Source organism: Amycolatopsis sp. cmx-4-61, from assembly GCF_046548775.1.
GTDB lineage: Bacteria > Actinomycetota > Actinomycetes > Mycobacteriales > Pseudonocardiaceae > Amycolatopsis.
This window is the reverse complement of sequence record NZ_JAEBEI010000001.1, coordinates 1,379,671-1,401,990: the sequence shown is the minus strand read 5'-3', so window position 1 is coordinate 1,401,990 and position 22,320 is coordinate 1,379,671. Positions and strand designations below refer to the sequence as shown.

Here is a 22,320-nt window from a genome sequence, read left to right as displayed (position 1 = left end):
TCCCCGGGCCGCCCGGGAGAAATTCCGGGCGGCCTGTCGGATCGTGGCGGCGGCGTTCGTGGCCGGGGTGAGGCCGGGCACAAGCTCGGCCCGCTTCCCGCAAGGAGTCCCGATGACCGCCACCTACACCTTCGACGTCTTCTCCTCGCTCGACGGCTTCGCCAACCACAGCGGCGACTGGGGCGGCTACTGGGGCAAGCAGGGCCCCGAATTCCTCGCCCACCGCGCCGCCACCTACCGCGACCCTCTGCGCATGGTGCTCGGGGCCCATACCTACACGTCCAACGCGCCCTTCCTGAGCCCGGGCGTCGACCGCAGCCGGTTCGACGAGTGGATCACGCGCATGTTCGGCTCCCCCGTCACGGTGCTCTCCAGCCGGCTGACCGAGCCGCTCGACTGGCCGGGCACGACCATCGAGCCCGGCGATCCCGTCGAGGTGGTCGAGCGCCTCAAGGCCGGATCCGACGTGCCGCTGCGGTCCCACGGAAGCCTGACGCTCAACCGGGCGCTGCTGGACGCGGGCCTGGTCGACACCATCGAGCTGACGGTCTTCCCGGTGCTCACCGGGAAGACCGGCGTGGCCCGGGTCTTCGACAGCGTGGCCGACTTCGACCTCGAACTGCTCGAAGCCCGGACCTTCGACGGTCACACCCAGGTGCTGACCTACCGGCCGGCCCGGCACGGTTGAGCGGTTCGGCGTCAGTACAGCGTCTTCGACGACGCGGCCACCCGGACGTGGACGAGCGTCGGGCGCGGGTCGGCCAAGGCCTCGGTGAGGCCGGGGACCAGACCGTCCGGCTCGGTGATCGTCACGCCGTGGCAGCCCATGCTCTGCGCCAGCGCCGCGAAGCCGATGCCGCCCAGTTCGGTGCCCGGCAGCTTCTCGCCGCCGATCGCGTCGCCGAGGATGCGGACCGCCGCGTACTCGGAGTTGTCGAGGATCACGAACGTGACCGGCAGTTCGTGGCGGGCCGCCGTCCAGAGGGCCTGGATGCCGTACATGCTCGAGCCGTCGCCGATGACGCCGACGACCTTGCGGTCCGGCCGGGCGAGCGCGGCGCCGACCACGCCGGGGACGCCGTAGCCGAGCGTGCCGCTGGCCATCGTGAGGAAGCCGGTGTCGGTGGCCGTGATCGGCAGGTGCTCGTGCAGGATCCCGCGGTGGCTGGGCGCCTCTTCGACGACGAGAGCGTTGTCGGGCAACACATCCGCGAGCGTCGAGTAGACGAACTCGGCGGTCAGCTTCTCGTCGCTCGGTTTCGCGGGCCGCGTCCGCGGGGCCGGCGCGGGCCGGGTGCTGCGCTCGACGACGTTGAGCAGCGCCCGGATGCCCAGCTTCGGCGTCGCGCGGATGCCGGTGCCTTCGAAGGCGCGGGCGAGGACCTGCTCGTCGTCGCTGACGATGAACAGCGGCGGCAGCGGGGTTTGCCCGCGTCCGCGGTCGACGTGGTAGGTGAAAGCGGGCGCCCCGAGCACGACGACGAGGTCGTGCCGCGCGAGCGCGTCGGCGACGGCTCCGCGTTCGGGATCGAGGAACCCTTGGAACAGCGGGTGGTCCTCGGGGAACGAGCAGCGGTAGGACATCGGCGCCACCCACACGCCGGCGTTGAGCCGTTCGGCGAGCGCGACGGTTTCGACGACGGCCCCGTCCTGGTCGACGGCGCCCCCGACGACGAGCGCCGGCCGCTCGGCGGCTTCCAGCGCGGCGACGAGTTCGTCGACGGCCTCGGGATCCGGGGCGAACCCGCGGATCCGCGGCCGCGACACGATGGGCCGTTCGGTGGTGGCCGACCAGTCGTCGGCCGGAACGGAAACGAAAACCGGACCGGACGGCGCCTGCGTGGCGATGTGGTACGCCCGGGCCAGCGCGGCCGGAACGTCTTCGGCGGAGGCGGGTTCGATCGACCACTTCACGTACGGCTTCGGGAACTCGGGCGCTTCCACGGCCCCGAGGAAGGGATCGTGCGGCATGAGCGCCCGGATCTGCTGCCCGGCGACGACGATCATCGGCGTGCGGTTCCGGTAGGCGTTGAAGACGCTGCCGAGCCCGTGCCCCACCCCACCGGCGGAGTGCAGGTTGACGAGCACGGCTTGCCGCGTGGCCTGCGCGTAGGCATCGGCCATCGCCACGACGGCGGATTCCTGCAGGCCCAGGACGTAGTCGAAGTCGTCGGGCCAGTCGGTGAGGAACGGCACCTCGGTGGTGCCCGGGTTGCCGAACACCGTGGTGAGGCCGAGTTCGCGGAGGAGTTCGCGGGTGGCGTCCAGCACCGTGCGCTTGATCATGCGGACAGGTTAACGCTTAGCCTTGCGAAGGAAAGCCCGCCAAGCGGCCGAACTGATGGTGAGGGTGCCCCCGGAGCGGTCCTTGGTGTCGCGGATCTGTGACACCCGCCCGAGATTCACCTCGACGCAGTTGGTCTCGTCGGTGTAGCTTGACTTACGCCACTCGCGCATCTCACTCCAGTTCGGTGATGACCCCCTGGATGAAAGCGAACGATTCCTGCTCGTCCAGTGCCAGGGCCGACAGGGCATCCGCCGCCGCACGGTAGGCGGCCACGTGATCCCCATCGTAGACATGGGCGCTCCCGCGGATGTGCTCGATGTGCACCACGGACGGCAGGTGGGCGAAGTCGAAGATCACGAAGTGCCCGTACAGACCGGGGTGGTACCCGGCACCGGCGGGCACCACCCGGATAGTGATGTTGCGCGGCTGCGCCGCGCGCAACAACCACCGGAACTGCTCGGCCAGCACGGCAGGTCCGGCAATGGGGCGGCGAAAAGCCTCTTCGCCGAGGAAGAGCTTGAGCACCAGCGGATTGCGGCGGGTGAGCAACTCCCGCTTCCGCAGCCGGACCGCCACCTGCTGCTCGACCACCCCGGGCGGAAGCCGGTTGGCGGTCAGGATCGCCTCGGCGTAGCCGGGGGTCTGCAGGAGCCCGGGCACCACGAAAGGCTCCCAGTTCACCATCTCCGTGGCCGTGCGCTCGTACTCGGCGTAGGTCGAAACCGCAGGCGAGATCCCCGGCACGGTGCGCTCGAGCCAATTGGGCTCGCGGGCGTTTCTCGCCAGCTCCAGCAGCCTTTCGCGCTCGATCGGCTCCAGCCGCAACGCACCCAGCAGGAGCGCCACCTGCTCGATCTGGGGCACGCGCGTCCCGCTCTCCCAGTGGGAAAGCTCCTGCGCGCTCACCTCGGCCAACCGCGCCAGTTCGCGCACACCCAGGCTGCGGGACTTCCGCGCCGCGCGGATGCCGAAGCCCAGTGCGCGGGACCGCGGTGTTGCTACCAGTGTCGCCATCTACGCAGTCTGTCACCGGGGACCGGCAAAAACGGCAGACGGGGCCGTAGCGAATCCGCTACGGCCCCGTCTTCACACCATCAGCCGATCAGGCCGGACAGCCCGCTCGCCTTGAACGATCCCCAGCCCGTGACCTGGTCATACCCCGTCCCGGCGCTGTACCCCGTCGTCCCGTGCAGGGTGTTGTTGCCCGACGTCACGTCGTGGAAGCCCGTGCCGTACGACGACTCGTTGCCGATCGCGTAGAACTTCGGGTTCAGGTTGCCCAGCCCGCCACCGTGCACCTGGTTCTGCAGGGCCGCGAAAGCCGCCCACAGCGGCGTGGCGCCCGACGTGCCGCCCACCGTCTCCCACGTGCCCGCGCTGTAGATGTAGTACCCCGATGTCGGCGAAGCGTCCGCCGCCACGTCCGGGACCTTGCGGTACGTCGTGCTCTGCGAGGACTGCCACGACGGCGCCGTGAACACCGTCGAGATGCCGCCGCCCGTCGATCCGCCGCTGCTGCCGTCGTTCCAAACCACTTCGCTGCTGTAGCCGTTCGACGACGTCACGCTCAGCTTCGTGCCGCCGACGCCCGACACGTTCGGGCTCGACGCCGGGAAGTCGACGCCGCGGGCCGCCGAACCGGTCTGGCGGTAGCAGTCGGTCGTGCCGTCGTCGCCCGCCGCCGCGAAGTACGAAATGCCCTCCGCCGTGCCGGTCGCGATCGCGCTGCTCACGCTCTTCGCCGCGCTCGAACCTTCGGCCGCTTCGCAAGCGCCCCAGGAGATCGAGACGACGTTGACCTTCGCGTCCGAGGCGATCTTCTGGTACATCGCCAGTTCGCCCGCGCTCGTGTTCGGGGCCTCGTAGACGTAGTCGTTGGCCGCCGCGGCCACTGCGTGCACGACCTCGATGTCGAGTTCGACCTCGATCTGGCCGTCGCCCGGCGCGGAGTCGTAGTTGGCGCCGCTGACCCCGACCGTCGTCACCGAGCCCGCCGACAAGCCGTACGTGCTGTCGTACTTGGTGATGTTGGCCTTCTGGTAGCCGTCGAACTCCACGAAACCGACGTTCACCCCGCGGCCGGTCGCCGACAGGTCGCTGGTGTTGTAAGCGGTCTTGAGCACCGGCGGGGTGACGGACTTGACGACGTTCGGCTGCGCGAGCGGCTTCGACGCGTGCGTCCGCACGGCGTGGTCGTCGAGGCCGACGACGCCGCCCACGACGTCCGAGACGCTCGCGGGCACGGCCGGCACGGCGTCGTTGGCGAAGAAGTCCCGGCCCGACACCCGGTCGTGGTAGGTCCCGATCCCGGTCCGGAAGGCCGACTCGAGCTGCGCCGCCGAGCCGGTGAACGTGATGGCCTGCCGGTTGCCGGAAACCTCGATCCCGGACACGCCCGCTTTCCCGAGAAATGAGACAGCCTTGTCGACGTCGGCCTGCGTCGGGCCGAACTCGGCATTGAACTGCGCCGGGGTCAGGAACCGGTGGTATTGCGGCGAGGCCGGATTTTGCACGTCGGCGAGGAACTTTTCCAGCGCCTGCTGGTTGTGCAGTTTCAGCGACAGCGCGGCGGTGATCGGCCGGTCGGGCGCGACGTCGCCGGTGCGGGCGCTGCCGACCAGCGGCGCGGCGTTATCGGCCAGCGTGACCAGCGGTTCCGGCGCGGCTGCGGCCGGGACGGCCACAGCGAGGCCGAGCAACGCCGGCAGCGGCACAGCGGCCGCGACGAGCTTGCGCAAGCGCATGGGGGAATTTCCTCTCGGCGGTGGGGACCGGGCCTGCGCGGAATGCTCGCCGCAGGTTGCCGAGAAGCATAAGAAGCCGTGATCACGCGGAGGAACCTACTTTTGTCTGTCCTTCCGCGAATCCCATTTTCATTTTCCGGGCGGTTTACCTCCTCATGGCAAACCGATTATTGTCCGGATTGCCCGACCGTTTCGATGCGTTCGATGAGCTCCCGGGCCGCGGCGTTGCCGTCGAACCGGCCGGCCGCCGCCGACAGCGAGTGCAGCCGCTGGCGCACCCGCGGGGACCGCAGCGCGCCGGCCAGCTCGACCGCCTCTTCGCCGACCGTGGTGGCGACGTCGAGGTCGCCGTCCAGCGCGTGCACGGTGGCCAGCCAGATCAAGGTCAGCGAGCGGCTGCGCGTCATGCTCCGCGGGTACCCCTCGATCGCCTCGGCGAGTGCGGGAATCCCGTCCCGCCCGTGGCGGATGTCGACCGTCTGCGCCAGTTCGCCGTGCACCGTGCCGACCATGGCCGCCATGTCGGTGGCCCCGAAGAACGCCGCCCACGGTGACGGTTCGCGCCCCTCGGCCTCCGCGAACTCCTGCCGGGCGCGGCGCAGGTAGGTCAGCGCGCCGGTGACGTCGGCCTTCTTGGCGTGCGCCCACGCCTGGTTGGCCGACAGGATCGCCTGCGCGAGCTTGGAGTGCGCCGCCAACGCCGCCTCCCGGCCGTGTGCGAACTCCACCAGCGCCGCATCGACCGCTTCGTAGTGCAGGTGGAGCCGCCCGATGCGGTACCGGATGTTGGCCTGGAGGTCGTCGTTGCCCGCTTCGATGGCCAGCTCGAGGGCCCGTCCGAACGCCTCCAGCGCGGCGGCCGGGCGGTCCTGGTCGAAGTTCGTCCAGCCGGCGAGGTTGTACAGGTCGGCGACCGCGGTGTACAGCCTCGCCAGGACCACCGTCTTCGTCACGCCGTCCAGCAAGGCCACCGCGGCAGGCAGTCTCGTCTCGACGGCGACCCGGCACGAGCCGCCGCCGTAGCGGTAGTCCAGCGCCCTGAGCTCCGCAACGCTGTCTTCGAGCCGCCGCACGTCGGCCAGGCCCACGCGCGTGCCACTCCGTTCTTCGCGCCCGTCGCTGCCGGTCATGGCAGCCCTCCGTCCGTAGAGAGCTGCCGATCGGGCAGCTCCGCTCATTCCCCGCCGGGCCAGGCCGGAGCCCGCTCCTTCGAGGGATTGGCACCGGGCAGCACCCCGGTGGCGGTCAGCACCACGCCCGTGGCGGTTTCCGCGATCTTGACGGCGGCCAGCAGGCCGGTGAGGACGAGGGAGCCGCCGAGTCCCAGTTTCGCGAATTCGTCTTCGGAGGTCTCGGTTCCGCGTTGTCGCGGTATCGTGCCGGTCACGATTCCGCCTTCCGGCGGCCCGGGGTGGCACCCGGGCGATATCCCCGGGGAATCAACCTGCCCCAGGTGACGGATATCCACCTGATCGTCGAACTCCTGACTTCTTGCTGTCCACGCAACGAGTTCCCGAACTGAATACGCGCGCACACGGCGCCGCCTCCCGCACTGCAGATCGATTCCTGAAGATCGGCCGGATCGCGAAATGCGGGACAACCGTAGCCAGCCGCTCGCCGGAAAATCAGCCACCAACCAGGTCAAACCTGGAACTGCCCGTGCAGCCGCACACGCAACGCCGCGCGCGCCACCCGAACGGGCGGATGCAATTTCACCAGCCGGGCCAAAGATTGACGCGGACAGGGAAAACATCGGCGGAAATCGTTGCACTCCGCCGATTCTCCGTGAGATGCGCGTAATCGATCAGGATTTGACGAGGTCGACCCAGGTACGCACGGTTGCGGCGTCCACGGGCGCCTGCCAGCCGCCGGGCCGGACGGCGCTGCCGACGTGGAATCCCCGTACGCCGCCCGCGCGCAGGAGGTGGACCTGCTGGGCGCGCAGGCCCCCGCCGACGAGCAGTTCCGGCCCGCTGTCGCGCTGCGCGAGCCGCTGCAGCACCGAAAGGCCGCTCGCCACGCCGTTCGGGTGACCGGCGGCGAGCACGGTGTCACAGCCGAGCGAGGCCAGCTGGTCGTAGGCGCGCAACGGGTCCCGCGTGCGGTCGATGGCGCGGTGGAACGTCCACGGCAGGCCGTCGACCTCCTTGATCAGCGCCTCACAGGCGTCGAGGTCGATTTCGCTGTCGACGTCGAGGAAGCCGAAGACGAACTCCCGCGCGCCCGCGTCGATCAGCCGGGCGGTGTCCGCGCGCAGGCCCTCCAGGTCGCCGACGGCGAAGGAACCGTTGTCCCGCAACATGACCCGCACCGGCAGGTCGGTCGCCGAGAGCACGTCACGCAGTGTTTCGACCGAGGGTGTCAGGCCGTCCTGGGCCATGTCCGCAACCAGTTCGAGGCGGTCGGCCCCGCCCGCCTGCGCGCCTTCGGCATCCGCCGCGTCCAGCGCGATCACTTCCAGCAGGGGCGTCTTCGAGCTCATGCCTCAATCCGTTTCACTGGTTCCGGGTGTCGTCCCCCCTCGCATGCCGCCCTCGCCGGAAGCCGCCTTGAAGGCTCGTCATCCGCTCGCGCACCGCTTCCGGGGAAAGAGAGAGTATCGGCCGCTGCTCGGGGACCGCTCCCGGGCTGGCCGCCGAATCCAGCGGCTGCAGGAACGGCCAGGTGTCCTCCGCGCCGTCCTCCTGCTCCAGCTCGGCGGGGGTGGGCCAGTCGTAGGAGGGCTCGATCGCGGCGGGCGGCGCGACGGGCGTCAGCCGCGGTTCGGTGTCCTCGTCGTCCGGCCCCGGCCGGCCGGATTCACGCGAAAGCGGCGCCTCGGCGGGGAGCGGAGCGGAGTTCTCCCGCGGCGGCGGGGGCGGCCAGAAGCCTTCCCGCGAGGGCAGCGGCGGGGGCGCTGCGGAGCCCTCCCGCGACGGCAGCGGCGGGCGCGACGCCGAACTGTCCCGCGAAGGCAGCGGCGGCGGGGCGGAGTTGTCCCGCGACGGCAGCGCGGATCTTTCCCGCGACGGCAGCGGCGGGGCCGAACCTTCCCGCGACGGCAATGCCGGACGCGACGCCGAACTGTCCCGCGAAGGCAGCGGCGCGGAGTTCTCCCGCGGAAGTGCCGCCTGGACGGGAGCGGGGGCTTTTTCACGTGAAGGCGCCCCGGCGTCGGGAGGCGGTGGGAGTGGCGGCGGCGCGGCCAGAGCGTGGCGCGGCTGGGAATCAACGGGCCGCGACTGCTCGGCAGCCGGGCGCGGCGCCTCGGCAACCGGGCGCGACTCCTCAATGGCCGGACGCGGCTGCTCGCCAACCGGGCGCGACTGCTCAATGGCCGGGCGCGGCACCTCGCCAACCGAGCGCGACTGCTCCGCAAGCGGGCGCGGGTGCCCGGCAGCCGAGCGCGGCACCTCGGCAACCGGACGCGACTGCTCAGTGACCGAGCGCGGCACCTCGGCGACCGGGCGCGGGTGCTCGCCAACCGAGCGCGGCGCCTCGGCAACCGGGCGCGGCTCCGCCGGTTTCCGCGGCTGTTCCGGCGCGGCCGCGGCGTCGAACCAGCGGGACAGAACGTCGCGGTAGGCGGGCATCCGCTCGGTCGGGGCGTCGAGGTCGAGGTGGGCTTCGTCGTCCGCGGTCGGCCACTCCGGCGCGTGGTCGCGGGCCACCACCGGCGCCCGGCGCGGCGGGCCGGCCTCGATCGACGGCGGCGTCAGCTCTTCCGGCTCCGGCTCGGGTTCGGGCTCCGGCGGTGTCAGCGGGGCGAGCGGCGCCAGCAGCTCCGGCTCGGGCGCGGCGGGCGGCTCGGCGGGCGGGGGCGGGGCCGGCATCGGCGGGAGCTCGACGATCAGCGCCGCCGGCACCAGCACCGTCGCGACCAGCCCGGACTCCGCGCCCGCGCTGAGACTGACGTCGATGTGGTGCCGCGTGGCCAGCGTCGCGACGACGAACAGGCCCATCCGGCGGGACACCTCGACGTCGACGTCCGGCGGGTGCGCGAGCCGCGCGTTGGTGCGGTCGATCTCCGCCTGCGGCATGCCCGCGCCGTGGTCGATGATCTCGATCTGCCAGTCGCCGTCGTGGGTTTCGGCGCTCGCCACGGTGACCGTCTCGCCGCCGGAATAGCGTGTCGCGTTCTCCAGCAGCTCCGAAACGACGTGCACGAGGTCGTTGACGGCCTCGCCGCGGACGGCCACCTGCGGCGCCGGGCCGAGTTCGATCCGCTGGTAGTGCTCGACCTCCGAGAGCGCGGCGCCGATGATCTCGTCGGCCGAGACGGGCCCGGCGTCCTCCCGCGCGGAGTCCTGGCCGGACAGCACCAGCAGGTTCTCGCTGTTGCGCCGCATCCGCGTGGCGAGGTGGTCGAGCTCGAACAGCCCGGCGAGGGTGTCCGGGTCCTGCTCGTCGGCCTCCATCCGGTCCAGCACCGAAAGCTGCCGTTCGACGAGGTCCTGGCTGCGCTGCGACAGGTTGACGAACATCGCGTTGACGTTCTCGCGCAGCATCGCCTGTTCGCCGGCGAGCCGGACGGCCTCGCCGTGCACCGCGTCGAACGCGCGCGCCACCTGGCCGAGCTCTTCGCGGGTGAACACCGGCACGGGCGCGACGGCGAGCCGTTTCCGCAGGTTCTCGGGGGCGGGCTCGGGATCGGTGAGCAGGTTCTGCACGGCGGCGGGCAGCCGGTGTTCGGCCACTTCCAGCGCGGTCCGGCGCAGGATCCGCAAGGGGCGCAACAGGGACCGCGCGATGACCACCGACAGCACGCCCGCGACGAGCAGGACGCCGAGCACCACGCCGCCGTCCCACAACGCGGCCGTGCGCGCCTGCGCCGCCAGCGCGTCGGTGCGTTCCTGCAACTGGACCAGCAGTGCCTGCTGCACCTGGTGGGCGAGGTTGACCGTGTGCGTGGCCGAGGTGTCCCACTGGTTCGGGTCGAGGCCGGAGAGGTCCTGGCCGTTTTCCGTGCGGGTGAGCGCGGATTCGACCATGTCGTTGCCGATGTCGACGACCAGGCCGATCACCGTGTCGTCGAACATCCGCTGCTGGCCGGGGGTGGCGAAGGTGCGGTAGTCGCTGCGGGCGGCTTCGAGTTCGGCTTCCGCGCCGAGCAGCGCGCGCGTGCGGTCGCGGTTGAGGCTGCCCGCCGCGAGCGCCTCGGCCATCACCGCCCGCTTGACCGACATCTGGTCCTTGATCCGGGCGAGTGCGTTGCCCGCCAGCCGCATCCGCGCGAGCTCCGGGTCGGAGACGTCGGCGGCCGCGGAGTCGCTGATGTCGAGCAGGCCGGAGATCAGCTCGCTGTAGGAGCGCAGCACGGCGTCGGCCGGGAAGGCGGAGTGCTCCGCGGAGAACCGGAGGCCGCCGAGCACGCGCAGCCGGTCGTCGGTCTGCTGGAGGCTTTCCGCGGCCTTCGCGTCGAGCCGCGGCTTGCTGTCGGCCAGCGTCCGCTCGAAGGCGCCGATGGCCCGGTCGACGCGGGTGCGCTGGGCGGTGAGGTCGGCGGTGTCGCCCTGGCGGTTCTGGGCGACGAACCGCACGGTGAGGTCGCGCTCGCGTTGCAGCTCGTGCAAGGCTTCGGCGACGGTGCTGTCGACGCGGCCGCGCGTGGCGAACTCGGCCAGCTGCCGGGCGTCACGCAGGTCGGAACTGATCCGCAGGCCGACGAGCGCGATCACGGCCAGTGCCGGGATGAGGAGGACGGCGAAGAGCTTCGTGCCCAGGCGCCAGTTCCGCAGCCGCCAGCGGCCACCCGCCGGACGCGGATCCGCCGCGTCGCCGCCCTTGCGGGGACGCTTGTCGCGACGGGTCACCTGGTTTCCTTTTCCGCCACGGGCGGGAACCCGCGGATCGAACGACACATCGAACCTACTGAACGGTAGCCCGCCCCATGGAGATCCGAAAGCCGCGCTGGCACGATACGGCCCTGCCCGCGATCGTATGGGGCGCGGACCATACGATCCAGCACGAGAACCAGATTCTCGCGGTAGGTGAAGGTGCATGATCGGACGCGGACGGCTGATTCCGCTGGTAGCGGCGCTCCTGGCGACCGCGGGCTGTTCCGTGTTCTCGTCCGGCTCTCCCGCCGCCCCGCCGCCCCTTGAGCGCAGCACCCTGCGCGTCGGTGTGGGCAACGCCATCGACACGGCCCCCCTGCGGATCGCCGTCGCGGCCGGGAAGTTCGGCGCCGCCGGGCTCACCGTGCAGCTCGTCGAGCTCGGCGCCGACGACGGGCTGGCGAAGCTGGCCGCGGGCGACCTCGACGTCACCTTCGCTTCCGACATCGCGACGTTCCGCGCGGCGGCCGGCGGGACGGCGTTGCAGCTGCAGGGCGAGGCCTACACGTCCGGCCCCAACACGATGGCCCTGGTGACGCTGCCGGACTCGGACTACACCGTGCCGACCGGAAAGCGCTCGCCGAAGATCGCGGTGAACATGCTGGACGACGTCGGCGCGCTCGTCGCGCGTTCGGTGCTGGTCACCGCGGGTGTCGACCAGGCGAAGATCAAGTTCACCGCGGTGCCGTTCGACCGGATGCCGCAGGCCCTGCAGGCGGGCGACGCCGACGCCGCCCTGATGATCGAGCCGTACATCACGCGCGCCGAGAAGGACCTCGGCGCGCACATCCTGGCCGACGGCGCCCGCGGTTCGACGCTCGACTTCCCGCTCTCCGGCTACGCGGCCGCCAAGCCGTTCGCGCAGGCCAACCCCCGGACCCTCCGGGCGTTCCGCACCGCGCTGGGCGCGGCCCAGCAGAGCGCGGCGGACCCGGCGATCGTGCGCGACGCACTGCCGAAGTTCTCCGACATCGACGCGACGACGGCCGCGCTGATCTCGCTCGGCTCCTACCCGCCGTCGCTCAACGGCATCCGGCTGCAGCGCGTCGCCGACCTGATGCACAACTCGGGCCTGCTGGCGAACCGCCTCGACGTCCAGGGCCTGCTGCCCGAGCAGACCGGCTACTAGCTTCGTTGACGGCGGCCCGGCTCAAGCGCCCCAAGGCGGCCTTGGTTGCGTCGAATCAGCACTGCGGCGCGGAGCGCCTCCGTTGAGGGTGGTGGCGGGGGCATGGATGGAGCACCGAAGGCCACATTGGTTGCGTCTGACGCACCGAAGGCCACATTGGGGCGCTCGGGACCCGCACCCATCCCCGGCTCGGTGAGCGTCAACGAACCTGGGACGCGCGAAACTAGATGTTCTCGCCCGACTTGATCAGGCACACCGTGCGGGACGGCGGGCCGGAGTAGCTGAGGACCTTGTCGGCGCCTTCGCACTTGTCGTCGCGACCGAAGCCGGAGAGGATCTCGACGCGCTCCTGCGCCGCCGGATCGGCGCACGAAACCTTGCCGATCGCGCTCTCGTCATCGACGTCGCGCAGGCAGTCACCGGCCTTGACGTTCAGCGCCAGGCACAGCGTCTGCCCGGCGCCCGAGCCGAGCCGGAATCGCACGTAGTCACCGGACGCGCACGCAATGCCGCCGCGGTAGGTGTTTTCGACCTTGTACGTCGCGTTGTTCGCACTGCACGTGACGCGGTGGTAGGCGAGCTTGCCCGCCCCTTCGCGCGTCAGGTACAGGCAGTCGCCGTTCGACGGCGGCCCGCTGCGGCTGATCCAGTAGACGCCCATCGCGCCCAGCGCCCCCAGGCCCAGTGCGACGACGACGCACGCGGCCATCGTGATCTTCACCTTCGTGGTGAACCAGTGCGGGATCGGCTGGTGCCCGGGCCCCGGCGGCATCGGCGCGGGCGGTGCGTAGCCCGGCGACCGGAACGGGTTGTCGTCGAACGGTGGTGTGGTCAACGTGCCCTCCAGTGGTCCCCTCGGCACCCCGTCCCACCGGTGGACCGGAGCGAGCCACGTATAACAGTAGTTGTGACTGATGGCCCACTGATCGTCCAGTCCGACAAGACCGTGCTCCTGGAGGTCGACCACCCCCAGGCCGATGACGCGCGCATCGCGATCGCGCCGTTCGCGGAGCTGGAACGGGCGCCGGAGCACGTGCACACCTACCGGATCACGCCGCTGGCCTTGTGGAACGCGCGTGCCGCGGGCCACGACGCCGAGCAGGTCGTGGACGCGCTGACGACGTACTCGCGCTTCCCGGTACCGCAGCCGCTGCTGATCGACGTCGTCGACGTCATGGGCCGGTTCGGGCGGCTGCAGATCGCCAACCACCCGGCGCACGGGCTGGTGATGTCCACCACGGACCGCGCGGTGCTGACCGAGGTCGTCCGGAACAAGAAGATCAGCCCGATGCTGGGCGCCCGGATCGACGAGGACACCGTCCTCGTCCACCCGTCCGAGCGCGGGCGGCTGAAGCAGGCGCTGCTGAAGGTCGGCTGGCCGGCCGAGGACCTGGCCGGGTACGTCGACGGTGAGGCGCACCCGATCGCGTTGGACGAGACGGACTGGCAGCTGCGCGACTACCAGCGGCAGGCCGCGGAGGCGTTCTGGGCGGGCGGCTCCGGCGTCGTCGTGCTGCCGTGCGGCGCGGGCAAGACGATGGTCGGCGCGGCGGCGATGGCCAAGGCGGCGGCGACGACCCTGATCCTGGTGACGAACACGGTCGCCGGGCGGCAGTGGAAGCGCGAGCTGATCGCGCGGACGTCGCTGACCGAGGAGGAGATCGGCGAGTACTCCGGCGAGAAGAAGGAGATCCGGCCGGTCACCATCGCCACCTACCAGGTGATCACCCGCAAGACCAAGGGCGAGTACAAGCACCTGGAGCTGTTCGACTCCCGCGACTGGGGCCTGGTCGTCTACGACGAGGTCCACCTGCTGCCGGCGCCGGTGTTCCGGATGACGGCGGACCTGCAGTCCCGCCGGCGCCTCGGCCTGACGGCGACGCTGGTGCGCGAGGACGGCCGCGAGGGCGACGTCTTCTCGCTGATCGGCCCGAAGCGCTACGACGTGCCGTGGCGCGACATCGAGGCCCAGGGCTGGATCGCCCCGGCGGAGTGCACCGAGGTCCGCGTCACGCTGACCGACGCCGAGCGGCTCGAGTACGCGACGGCCGAAGCCGACGAGCGGTACAAGCTGGCGGCGACGGCGCTGACGAAGACGCCGGTGATCAAGTCGATCGTGGCCAAGCACGCGGGCGAGCCGACGCTGGTGATCGGGGCGTACCTGGACCAGCTGGAGATGCTCGGCGACGAGCTCGACGCCCCGGTGATCCAGGGCGCGACCCGCAACAAGGAGCGCGAGGAGCTGTTCGACAAGTTCCGCCGCGGCGAGATCCGGACGCTGGTCGTGTCGAAGGTCGCGAACTTCTCGATCGACCTGCCGGAGGCCTCGGTGGCGATCCAGATTTCGGGCACATTCGGCTCCCGGCAGGAGGAAGCGCAGCGGCTGGGCCGACTCCTGCGTCCGAAGGGCGACGGCCGGCAGGCGCACTTCTACTCGATCGTCTCGCGCGACACGGTGGACACGGAGTACGCGGCGCACCGGCAGAGGTTCCTCGCGGAGCAGGGGTACGCGTACCACATCGTGGATGCGGACGACCTGCTGCGGCCGCTGTGACACCCCGGTCGTCCGTGACCCCTTCGGCCTAGCGAATCGTCACAGGAGCAACTTCCGCAACTTTGCTCTCACGCAGCGCGCTGACCTGCGGTTTTCCTGATTCACTCGAACGGATGAGCGGCTGCGCCGCTGGAAATTGTCGGACCCTCGAACTACTGTTCGACATGCAGCAGCCGAACACAAGTTCGAGGGGACGCTCCATGACGATCGCACCGCTCCGCCCCGGTACGCCCGCGCCGCCGGTCCAGACCCTGCCACCGGGGTCGTGGCACGGCCGGCTGTGGGTGTCCGACCTGCCGCTGACCCGGCCCGAGCGCTACCTCGGCTGCGTGGCCGAGTTCGAGCGGTCCGGGCTGTGGCCGGTGCTGATCCCCCACGACCAGCGCTTCGCGGCGAACGGCGAGGACTGGATCGACGACCGCGGCCGCCTGGCCCCGGCCGGCCACCGGGTGGCGGCGGCCGACCCGGCGGGAGCACTGTCCCGCTGGTGGGACACATCCTGCTGCGACGGCGCCTGCCTGCGGCCGTTCGGCGCCCGCTTCCCGGGTCTGGCCAAGCGCAGCCCGCGCCGGTCCGACCCACTGGCGGAGGCGGGCAACACGGGCTCGATCCTGGCCACACGCGCCCCCCACCGGCTGGGCCTGGTCCAGACAGAGCGGCCGGCCGACATCCCGGCCCTCCTGGGCTGGACGGGCATGATCAAGTGCACGGACCAGGTGGCCGAGCTGTCGGCGGTGCTGCGCAGCTGGGAGGACCGCTTCGGCGCAACGCTGGTGGTGCTGGGATTCGACGCGATGGAGCTGTCGGTGGCGGCACCCCCAAGGAACCAGGCACGCGCGTTGACGGTGGCGGCAGAGCATCGCGCATTCAGTTTGCCGACGTTCGCGGGGCAGCCGGGAAATCTGCGCGAGTACGCATCGGGCTTGGTCCAGTCCCGGCACTGGCGGTTTTCCTGGGCGTGAGGGAGGTCGCCGGGGTTGGCTGGACTGGGAACCGAGCCGCCGGGAGGGTCCGGCCGGGGCAAGAGCCGGGGCCGCCGGGAGGCGGAGGACCGGCCGGGCAAAGAGCCGGGGCCGCCGGGAGGCGGGAGGCAGGCCAGACCCCCGGGCGGACCCAGATCCCCGGGGCGGACCCGGACCGCGAGCGGCAGCAAGCGGCGGCGGCCGCCAGGCCGCCAACAAAAGAGCTGGGTGGTCATCCCGTCGCCTGAGGCCGTCAAATCACTTTGAGCCAGGCCCGCAACCCACCAACCCACGCAAGCCAACAACGCAACCTTGCGGGCCTGGCTCAAAGTGATAGGCCTCACCCAGGCGACGGGATGACCACCCAGCGACCCCCACGAAAAAGCAGGAGAACAGCGTTCCCCGGCCATCCCGGAGCCTGCCCGTCCGGCGAGGACAGTCTTTACACCCCGGAAGACCTCACACCGCACCGAATCCCGCACCGAATCCCGCACCGACGGCAGATAACAACCACCCGCGGAAGCGTCCACCAAGACAACCGGCCCCCAAGTCAGGTCACCCGTCCCAACCCCCGGTCCACCCGTCCAACCCACCCCGCGTTTGACCCCCCGACCGAACGGGAATCACCCCTCCCGGAAAGGCGGTGAGGGAGATCGCCGAGATCCGGATCGGGACCTCAGGGTGGCGGTACCCGCCGTGGCGCGGGGTCTTCTACCCACCCAAGCTCGCCCAGCGACGGGAACTCGAGTACCTCTCGCGGCGGATGAACGCCGTCGAAATCAACGGGTCCTTCTACTCCCTCCAGCGTCCCGAGCGGTACCGCGCCTGGTTCGACGAGACCCCCGCCGACTTCGTCTTCGCCGTCAAGGGCGGCCGCTTCATCACGCACATGAAGCAGCTCCGGGACGTCGAGACCCCCCTCGCGAACTTCTACGCCTCCGGCGTCCTCGCGCTCGGCGCGAAACTGGGCCCCTTCCTCTGGCAGCTCCCGCCGAGGCTCTCCTTCGACCCCGAACGGCTCGAGAACTTCTTCGCCCTGCTGCCGCGCACCACCACCGACGCCGCCCAGCTCGCGATGAAGCACGACGACAAGCTGAAAGGCACCCCGTACCTCGAAGCCGGCCCGAGGAGACCCCTGCGGCACGCCCTCGAAGTCCGGCACCCCAGCTTCGCCGAGCCCGCGGCCATCGACCTGCTCGAACAACACGACATCGCCCTCGTCGTCGCCGATACCGCCGGCAAATGGCCGTTCCTCGAACACCAGACGGCCGACTTCGCCTACGTCCGGCTGCACGGCGACGAGGAGCTCTACGTCAGCGGCTACTCCGACCGAGCCCTGCGCACCTGGGCCGAAAAGATCCGGACCTGGCACGACGGCGGCCGGCGGGACGTGCACGTCTACTTCGACAACGACGTCAAAGTCGAGGCGCCGCGCAACGCCGAAAGCCTCGCCGACCTGCTCGGCGTCGCACCGGTCACGAGACAGTGAGTGCGCCGGCTCGAGCGGGCACGCAAGCCGGGCACTCGGTGGCATGATCGGGCTCGATGAAGGTCTACGCGATCCCCCTGCGCACCCGGTTCCGCGGCATCACCGTCCGTGAGGGCGTGCTGCTGCACGGCCCGGCGGGCTGGGGCGAGTTCTGCCCGTTCGCCGACTACTCCGACGCCGAGAGCGTGCCCTGGCTGCGGGCGGCGGTGGAAGCGACCGAAGCCGGCTGGCCCGCCCCGATCCGCGACCGGGTCGAGGTGAACACGACGGTCCCGGTGGTCGAGCCCGCGAAGGCGCACGAACTGGTCCGCGCGTCCGGCTGCCGGACGGCGAAGGTGAAGGTCGCCGACCCGCGCGTCTCCCTCGTCGAGGACTGCGCGCGGGTCGAGGCGGTCCGCGACGCGCTCGGCCCGGGCGGCGCGATCCGCGTCGACGCGAACACGGCGTGGGACGTCGACACGGCGGTGCGCGCGCTCGCGGACCTCGACAAGGCGGCGGGCGGCCTGGAGTACGCGGAGCAGCCGTGCCCGTCGATCGAGGAGCTGGCCGCGGTGCGGCGCCGGGTGGACGTCCGGATCGCGGCCGACGAGTCGATCCGCCGGGCCGAGGACCCGCTGAAGGTCGCGGTCGCCGGAGCGGCCGACATCGCGGTCCTGAAGGTCTCCCCCCTCGGCGGCGTCCGGCGGGCCCTGGAGGTGGCCGAGGCGTGCGGGCTGCCGTGCGTGGTGTCGTCGGCGGTGGAGACGAGCGTGGGCCTGGCGGCGGGCCTGGCGTTGGCGGGTGCCCTGCCGTCGCTGGAGTTCGCTTGTGGACTCGGCACGCTTTCGCTGCTGGAAGGGGACGTCTGCGCCGCACCGCTGTCCCCTGTGGACGGATACCTGGCGGTCCCGCGCACGGCACCGGAACCTTCTCCGGTCTACGCGGCGACACCCGAGGTGGCAGCGGCCTGGGCCGCCCGGTTGAACCGGGTCCGCGCGCTGAGCTGAGCGCGATCGGCCCCGGCGTCCGGCCACGCCCGGGGAGCACGTGGTTTTCCCCGAGGCGAAGTTCAGGGTCGGGGTCCGGGCCGTTCCCGATGTCGGGCCACGGCCTCGGAAGACACCATTGAGCCATGACCAACAGCGTGTACACCCCGGAAACCACCAAGAAGCTCCGCCGCAGCCGGACCGACAAGATGCTCACCGGCGTCTGCGGGGGCTGGGCCACCTACCTCGGCGTCGATGCCAACGTCCTGCGCATCGGGCTCGTCGCCGCCGTGTTCCTCTCCGTCGGCATCGCCATCCCGATCTACGTCGCCGCCGCCATTCTGACGCCGGAAGAGGACTCCTGAACGCGGGCGGGCTCCGGCTCGCAGGGGGAGCCGGGGCCCGCCGGGGGCCGGGGGTGCACTGAGGACAACCCGCGCCGGGGGGCGTGGGTCGGGGGGACGCCGCCGTCGGGGGACGCGGTGGGGCACGAAACGATCGGCCCGGACGCCAGGGGACGTCCGGGCCGTTCGGTCGTGGCCGTTGGGCCGAGTGGCCCAAAACCGCGACGCGGAACCCGTTCGAGGGGCTAGGGTTCGCGCTCGTGGATCACGGAAACACCGCACCGAAGGTCGTCGTCGGGATCTTGGGCGGGTTGTACCTGATCGCCGGGCTGGGGCTGACCGCCTTCGCCGCCTACGCCGTGCTGTCCGCCGGGGACCCCGGTGGGGTCAAGGCCACCAAGACCGTGCTCTACACCGCCGCGGCGCTGGCGATCTGGGTCCTGCTCACCGGCATCGGGGCCATCGTCGTCGGGCTGGAAGCCGAGCGGAAGACCACCGCCTGGCTCGGCGGCCTCGGTGTGCTCGCGCTCGGCGTCGTCATCGTCGGCGCCTACGCCGTCTGGTTCTTCACCAAGCCGTAGAACGTGCGCAAAAGAAGGCCCGGCCCGCCGAAGCGGACCGGGCCTTCCCGGAAAGCGACCGGACTCAGAAGTCCATGCCACCCATGCCACCGGACGGGTCGGCGGGAGCGGCCGAAGCCTTCTCCGGCTTGTCCGCCACGACGGCCTCGGTGGTCAGGAACAGCGCCGCGATGGACGCGGCGTTCTGCAGCGCGGAGCGGGTGACCTTCGTCGGGTCCGGCACGCCGGCGGCGAGCAGGTCCTCGTAGACACCCGTGGCGGCGTTGAGGCCGTGGCCCTGCGGCAGGCCCTTGACCTTCTCCACCACGACGCCGCCCTCGAGGCCGGCGTTGATCGCGATCTGCTTGAGCGGGGCCTCGACGGCCACCTTGACGATGTTGGCGCCAGTGGCCTCGTCGCCCTCGAGCTTCAGGCCCGCGAACGCGGCTTCGGCGGCCTGGATCAGGGCCACGCCACCACCGGCGACGATGCCCTCTTCCACGGCGGCCTTCGCGTTGCGCACCGCGTCCTCGATGCGGTGCTTGCGCTCCTTGAGCTCGACCTCGGTCGCGGCGCCGGCCTTGATGACGGCCACGCCGCCGGCCAGCTTCGCGAGCCGCTCCTGCAGCTTCTCGCGGTCGTAGTCCGAGTCGGAGTTCTCGATCTCGGCGCGGATCTGGTTGACGCGACCCTGGATCTGGTCGGCGTCGCCCGCACCCTCGACGATGGTCGTCTCGTCCTTGGTGATGACGGCCTTGCGGGCCTTGCCCAGCAGGGACAGGTCCGCGTTCTCCAGCTTGAGGCCGACGTCCTCGGAGATGACCTGGCCACCGGTCAGGATCGCGATGTCCTGCAGGATCGCCTTGCGGCGGTCACCGAAGCCCGGCGCCTTGACGGCGACGGACTTGAAGGTGCCGCGCATCTTGTTGACGATGAGGGTGGCCAGGGCCTCGCCCTCGACGTCCTCGGCGATGATCAGCAGCGGCTTGCCGGACTGGATGACCTTCTCCAGCAGCGGCAGCACGTCCTTGACGGTGGAGATCTTGGAGCCGAAGAGGAGGATGTACGGGTCCTCGAGCTCGGCTTCCTGACGCTCCGGGTCGGTCACGAAGTAACCGGAGATGTAGCCCTTGTCGAAGCGCATGCCCTCGGTGAGCTCGAGCTCGAGACCGAAGGTGTTGCTCTCCTCGACGGTGACGACGCCTTCCTTGCCGACCTTGTCCAGCGCCTCGGCGATCAGCTCGCCGATGGTGCGGTCAGCGGCCGAGATCGAGGCGGTAGCAGCGATCTGCTCCTTGGTCTCGATCTGGACGGCGGCCTTGTGCAGCTGCTCGGTGATGGCCTCGACGGCCGCCTCGATGCCGCGCTTCAGGCTGATCGGGTCGGCGCCGGCCGCGACGTTGCGCAGGCCTTCCTTGACCAGGGCCTGGGCGAGCACGGTGGCGGTGGTGGTGCCGTCACCCGCGACGTCGTCGGTCTTCTTGGCAACTTCCTTGACGAGCTCGGCCCCGATCTTCTCCCACGGGTCCTCGAGCTCGATCTCCTTGGCGATGGAGACACCGTCGTTGGTGATGGTCGGCGCGCCCCACTTCTTTTCGAGCACGACGTTCCGGCCCCGCGGGCCGAGGGTCACCTTGACGGCTTCGGCGAGGGTGTTCAAGCCGCGCTCGAGACCGCGGCGGGCGTCCTCGTCGAACGCGATCAGTTTGGCCATTGCGGTGTGGTCCTCCGGTATTGGGCGCAGCCGCCGCGCTGTGGTTCTTGCAGCGGCGGCAGCAGGACTCTTCCTCGGCCAGGCTCGGTGCCCGCGACGGACGACTGGACCCGGGTGGGGGTTCAGCCTCACCGTCCCGACCTTTGGCACTCGACGGCGTCGAGTGCCAAGTCCGTGTTTAGCACTCTCGGGGGGAGAGTGCAAGAAGCCCAGCTCAGCGTCGCACGATCAGGCACGGTCCCGTCAGGAGCTCGGCTTGATGCTGATCGACGGCGGGGGTGCGTTCAGCGACGACGTCGGCTTGCCCTGCGAGTCGCCGCCGGGGCCGACCGGGATGTTCGGGGCCGTCGTCTGACCGCCGCCGCCTCCGCTGCCGCTGTCGCCGAACAGGAAGATCGCACCCACCACCAGGCCGGCCACGACCACCAGGCCGAGCACGACGAAGAGCCACTTCTTGCCGCCGCCGCTCTTCGGCTGGTGGAACGCACCCGCGCCGCCCGCGGGCATGGGCGGGCGCAGGCGCATCGGGTCCTGGCCGTAGCCCGGCGGGGGCATCCCCGGCTGCTGCGGGTAGCCGTAACCCTGGGGTGGCATGCCCTGCGGGGGCATGCCCTGCTGCGGCGGGTAGCCGTACCCGGGCGGCGGGCCCTGCGGCGGCATCCCCGGCGGCGGGCCTTGCGGAACACCGGGGCCCTGCGGTCCGGGCCCCGGACCGTAGCCGGGCTGCTGCTGTCCTCCGTACGGGTGCACGGGGGCCCCCTCTCCCTGCGGTGCGCTGTTCTGGTGCGGCCCCTGTTGTACCTGACCAGGACGCTGCGGCGCGGGGATTCCGCCCGAATGGGACCCGGGCGGGCCCGGCGGGGTGTCGGACGTGGCGAGGGGGCCGAGCGCGCGGCGCGCGGCCGCGACCATCTCGACGCAGCTGGGGTAGCGGTCGGCCGGGTTCTTGGCCATGCCGCGCCGGATCACCTCGTCGATCGACGGCGGCAGCGCGACCGCGCGGGAGATCGCCGGCGGCTCGCCGTTGAGGTGCCCCTTGATCACCGTCGGGACGTCGCCCTTGAACGGCGGGCTGCCGGTGAGGCAGGCGTAGAGGACGCACGTCAGCGCGTACTGGTCGGTCCGCCCGTCCAGCGGCTCCCCGCGCAGGTGCTCGGGGGCCGCGTACGTGGGCGAGCCGAGGAAGTCGCCGCCGCGTGTCCGGTGGCCCGTCGCGCCGCGCCGGGTCAGCCCGAAGTCGGCGACGTACACGTGCTCGCGTGACGTCTCCTTCTTCGTCACGAGCACGTTCGCCGGCTTGACGTCGAGGTGGACCAGACCACGGTTGTGCAGTGTGTCGAGCGCGTCCGCAACCTGGTCGAGCATCGTCAGGGCGCGCGCGGGCGCGATCGGACCGCCGGAGATCAACCCGGCGAGATCGCCGCCGTCGACCATGCGCATGGCGATGTAAAGCATGCCGTCGAGCTCGCCGAAGTCGTACAGCGGCACGACGTTGGCGTGGTCGATCGCCGACGTGTTGCGCGCCTCGTCGACGAACCGTTCGCGGAACTCGGCGTCGGCCCCGAGGTGGTCACCGATGACCTTCAGGGCCACCTTGCGGCCGAGCCGCACGTCGGTGGCCTTGTAGGTCACGCTCATGCCGCCCTTGCCGAGCACCCCGTCGATGCGGTAGTTGCCCAGCCGGCGACCGGTGAGGTCCCCCGACACATCGCCTGTCACGCCCGCAGCCTAACGCCCCTGGTTCGGCGCCTGCCGG

At 71.1% G+C, this 22,320-nt stretch carries 19 protein-coding genes; 8 read left to right on the top strand and 11 right to left on the bottom strand.

Going from position 1 to position 22,320, the window contains the following annotated elements:
* Positions 1-112 precede the first annotated feature (112 nt).
* Positions 113-688 (top strand): dihydrofolate reductase family protein, encoded by a 576-nt coding sequence (locus ACLJOU_RS06900; protein ID WP_410564221.1) that lies wholly within the window; start codon positions 113-115, stop codon positions 686-688.
* Positions 689-699: 11 nt separating this feature from the next.
* Here the strand turns inward: ACLJOU_RS06900 and mdlC are convergent, their stop codons facing one another.
* From mdlC to ACLJOU_RS06860, 8 genes are all read right to left on the bottom strand, one after another.
* Positions 700-2,286 (bottom strand): benzoylformate decarboxylase, encoded by a 1,587-nt coding sequence (mdlC, locus tag ACLJOU_RS06895; protein WP_410564220.1) that lies wholly within the window; start codon positions 2,284-2,286, stop codon positions 700-702.
* Positions 2,287-2,295: 9 nt separating this feature from the next.
* On the bottom strand, positions 2,296-2,457 hold the full coding sequence (locus ACLJOU_RS06890; protein WP_410564218.1) for a DUF397 domain-containing protein: 162 nt from the start codon (positions 2,455-2,457) through the stop codon (positions 2,296-2,298).
* 1 nt (position 2,458) lies between these two features.
* A complete protein-coding gene (locus ACLJOU_RS06885) occupies positions 2,459-3,301 on the bottom strand; it encodes a helix-turn-helix domain-containing protein (protein ID WP_410564216.1) in 843 nt (280 codons plus the stop codon).
* Positions 3,302-3,381: 80 nt separating this feature from the next.
* Positions 3,382-5,031, bottom strand: coding sequence for a protease pro-enzyme activation domain-containing protein (locus ACLJOU_RS06880; protein ID WP_410564214.1), 1,650 nt, complete (start codon positions 5,029-5,031; stop codon positions 3,382-3,384).
* Between the two features lie 167 nt (positions 5,032-5,198).
* Positions 5,199-6,161, bottom strand: coding sequence for a hypothetical protein (locus ACLJOU_RS06875; RefSeq protein ID WP_410564213.1), 963 nt, complete (start codon positions 6,159-6,161; stop codon positions 5,199-5,201).
* 44 nt (positions 6,162-6,205) lie between these two features.
* Positions 6,206-6,418 (bottom strand): hypothetical protein, encoded by a 213-nt coding sequence (locus ACLJOU_RS06870; RefSeq protein ID WP_410564211.1) that lies wholly within the window; start codon positions 6,416-6,418, stop codon positions 6,206-6,208.
* A 417-nt stretch (positions 6,419-6,835) separates the two neighbouring features.
* Positions 6,836-7,513, bottom strand: a complete 678-nt coding sequence (locus tag ACLJOU_RS06865; RefSeq protein WP_410564209.1) for a copper homeostasis protein CutC — start codon at positions 7,511-7,513, stop codon at positions 6,836-6,838.
* Between the two features lie 13 nt (positions 7,514-7,526).
* Entirely contained in the window at positions 7,527-10,823 is a 3,297-nt protein-coding gene (locus ACLJOU_RS06860) for a nitrate- and nitrite sensing domain-containing protein (protein WP_410564208.1), read from the bottom strand.
* A 187-nt stretch (positions 10,824-11,010) separates the two neighbouring features.
* Between ACLJOU_RS06860 and ACLJOU_RS06855 the strand changes: the two genes are divergently transcribed.
* On the top strand, positions 11,011-11,976 hold the full coding sequence (locus ACLJOU_RS06855) for an ABC transporter substrate-binding protein (protein WP_410564206.1): 966 nt from the start codon (positions 11,011-11,013) through the stop codon (positions 11,974-11,976).
* Positions 11,977-12,199: 223 nt separating this feature from the next.
* Here ACLJOU_RS06855 and ACLJOU_RS06850 read toward each other — a convergent pair whose 3' ends face one another.
* Positions 12,200-12,811, bottom strand: a complete 612-nt coding sequence (locus ACLJOU_RS06850; protein ID WP_410564205.1) for a hypothetical protein — start codon at positions 12,809-12,811, stop codon at positions 12,200-12,202.
* Positions 12,812-12,883: 72 nt separating this feature from the next.
* On the opposite strand from ACLJOU_RS06850, the gene ACLJOU_RS06845 reads away from it, so the two are divergent.
* The 6 genes from ACLJOU_RS06845 (at position 12,884) to ACLJOU_RS06820 (ending at position 18,871) form a co-directional block, all read left to right on the top strand.
* Positions 12,884-14,530 carry a DNA repair helicase XPB gene (locus ACLJOU_RS06845; RefSeq protein WP_410564203.1) on the top strand — a complete coding sequence of 549 codons (1,647 nt, stop codon included), beginning with the start codon at positions 12,884-12,886 and terminating at the stop codon, positions 14,528-14,530.
* 200 nt (positions 14,531-14,730) lie between these two features.
* Positions 14,731-15,492, top strand: coding sequence for a DUF4253 domain-containing protein (locus tag ACLJOU_RS06840; RefSeq protein WP_410564201.1), 762 nt, complete (start codon positions 14,731-14,733; stop codon positions 15,490-15,492).
* 643 nt (positions 15,493-16,135) lie between these two features.
* Complete coding sequence (locus ACLJOU_RS06835) at positions 16,136-16,981, top strand: DUF72 domain-containing protein (RefSeq protein ID WP_410564200.1); 846 nt, start codon at positions 16,136-16,138, stop codon at positions 16,979-16,981.
* Positions 16,982-17,037: 56 nt separating this feature from the next.
* A complete protein-coding gene (locus ACLJOU_RS06830; protein ID WP_410564199.1) occupies positions 17,038-17,967 on the top strand; it encodes an o-succinylbenzoate synthase in 930 nt (309 codons plus the stop codon).
* Between the two features lie 125 nt (positions 17,968-18,092).
* Positions 18,093-18,311, top strand: coding sequence for a PspC domain-containing protein (locus ACLJOU_RS06825; protein WP_410564197.1), 219 nt, complete (start codon positions 18,093-18,095; stop codon positions 18,309-18,311).
* Between the two features lie 239 nt (positions 18,312-18,550).
* Positions 18,551-18,871, top strand: a complete 321-nt coding sequence (locus ACLJOU_RS06820) for a hypothetical protein (protein ID WP_410564196.1) — start codon at positions 18,551-18,553, stop codon at positions 18,869-18,871.
* 64 nt (positions 18,872-18,935) lie between these two features.
* Here the strand turns inward: ACLJOU_RS06820 and groL are convergent, their stop codons facing one another.
* Positions 18,936-20,564, bottom strand: a complete 1,629-nt coding sequence (gene groL / locus ACLJOU_RS06815) for a chaperonin GroEL (protein WP_043776303.1) — start codon at positions 20,562-20,564, stop codon at positions 18,936-18,938.
* 243 nt (positions 20,565-20,807) lie between these two features.
* Positions 20,808-22,283, bottom strand: a complete 1,476-nt coding sequence (locus ACLJOU_RS06810) for a serine/threonine-protein kinase (protein ID WP_410564194.1) — start codon at positions 22,281-22,283, stop codon at positions 20,808-20,810.
* Positions 22,284-22,320 lie beyond the last annotated feature (37 nt).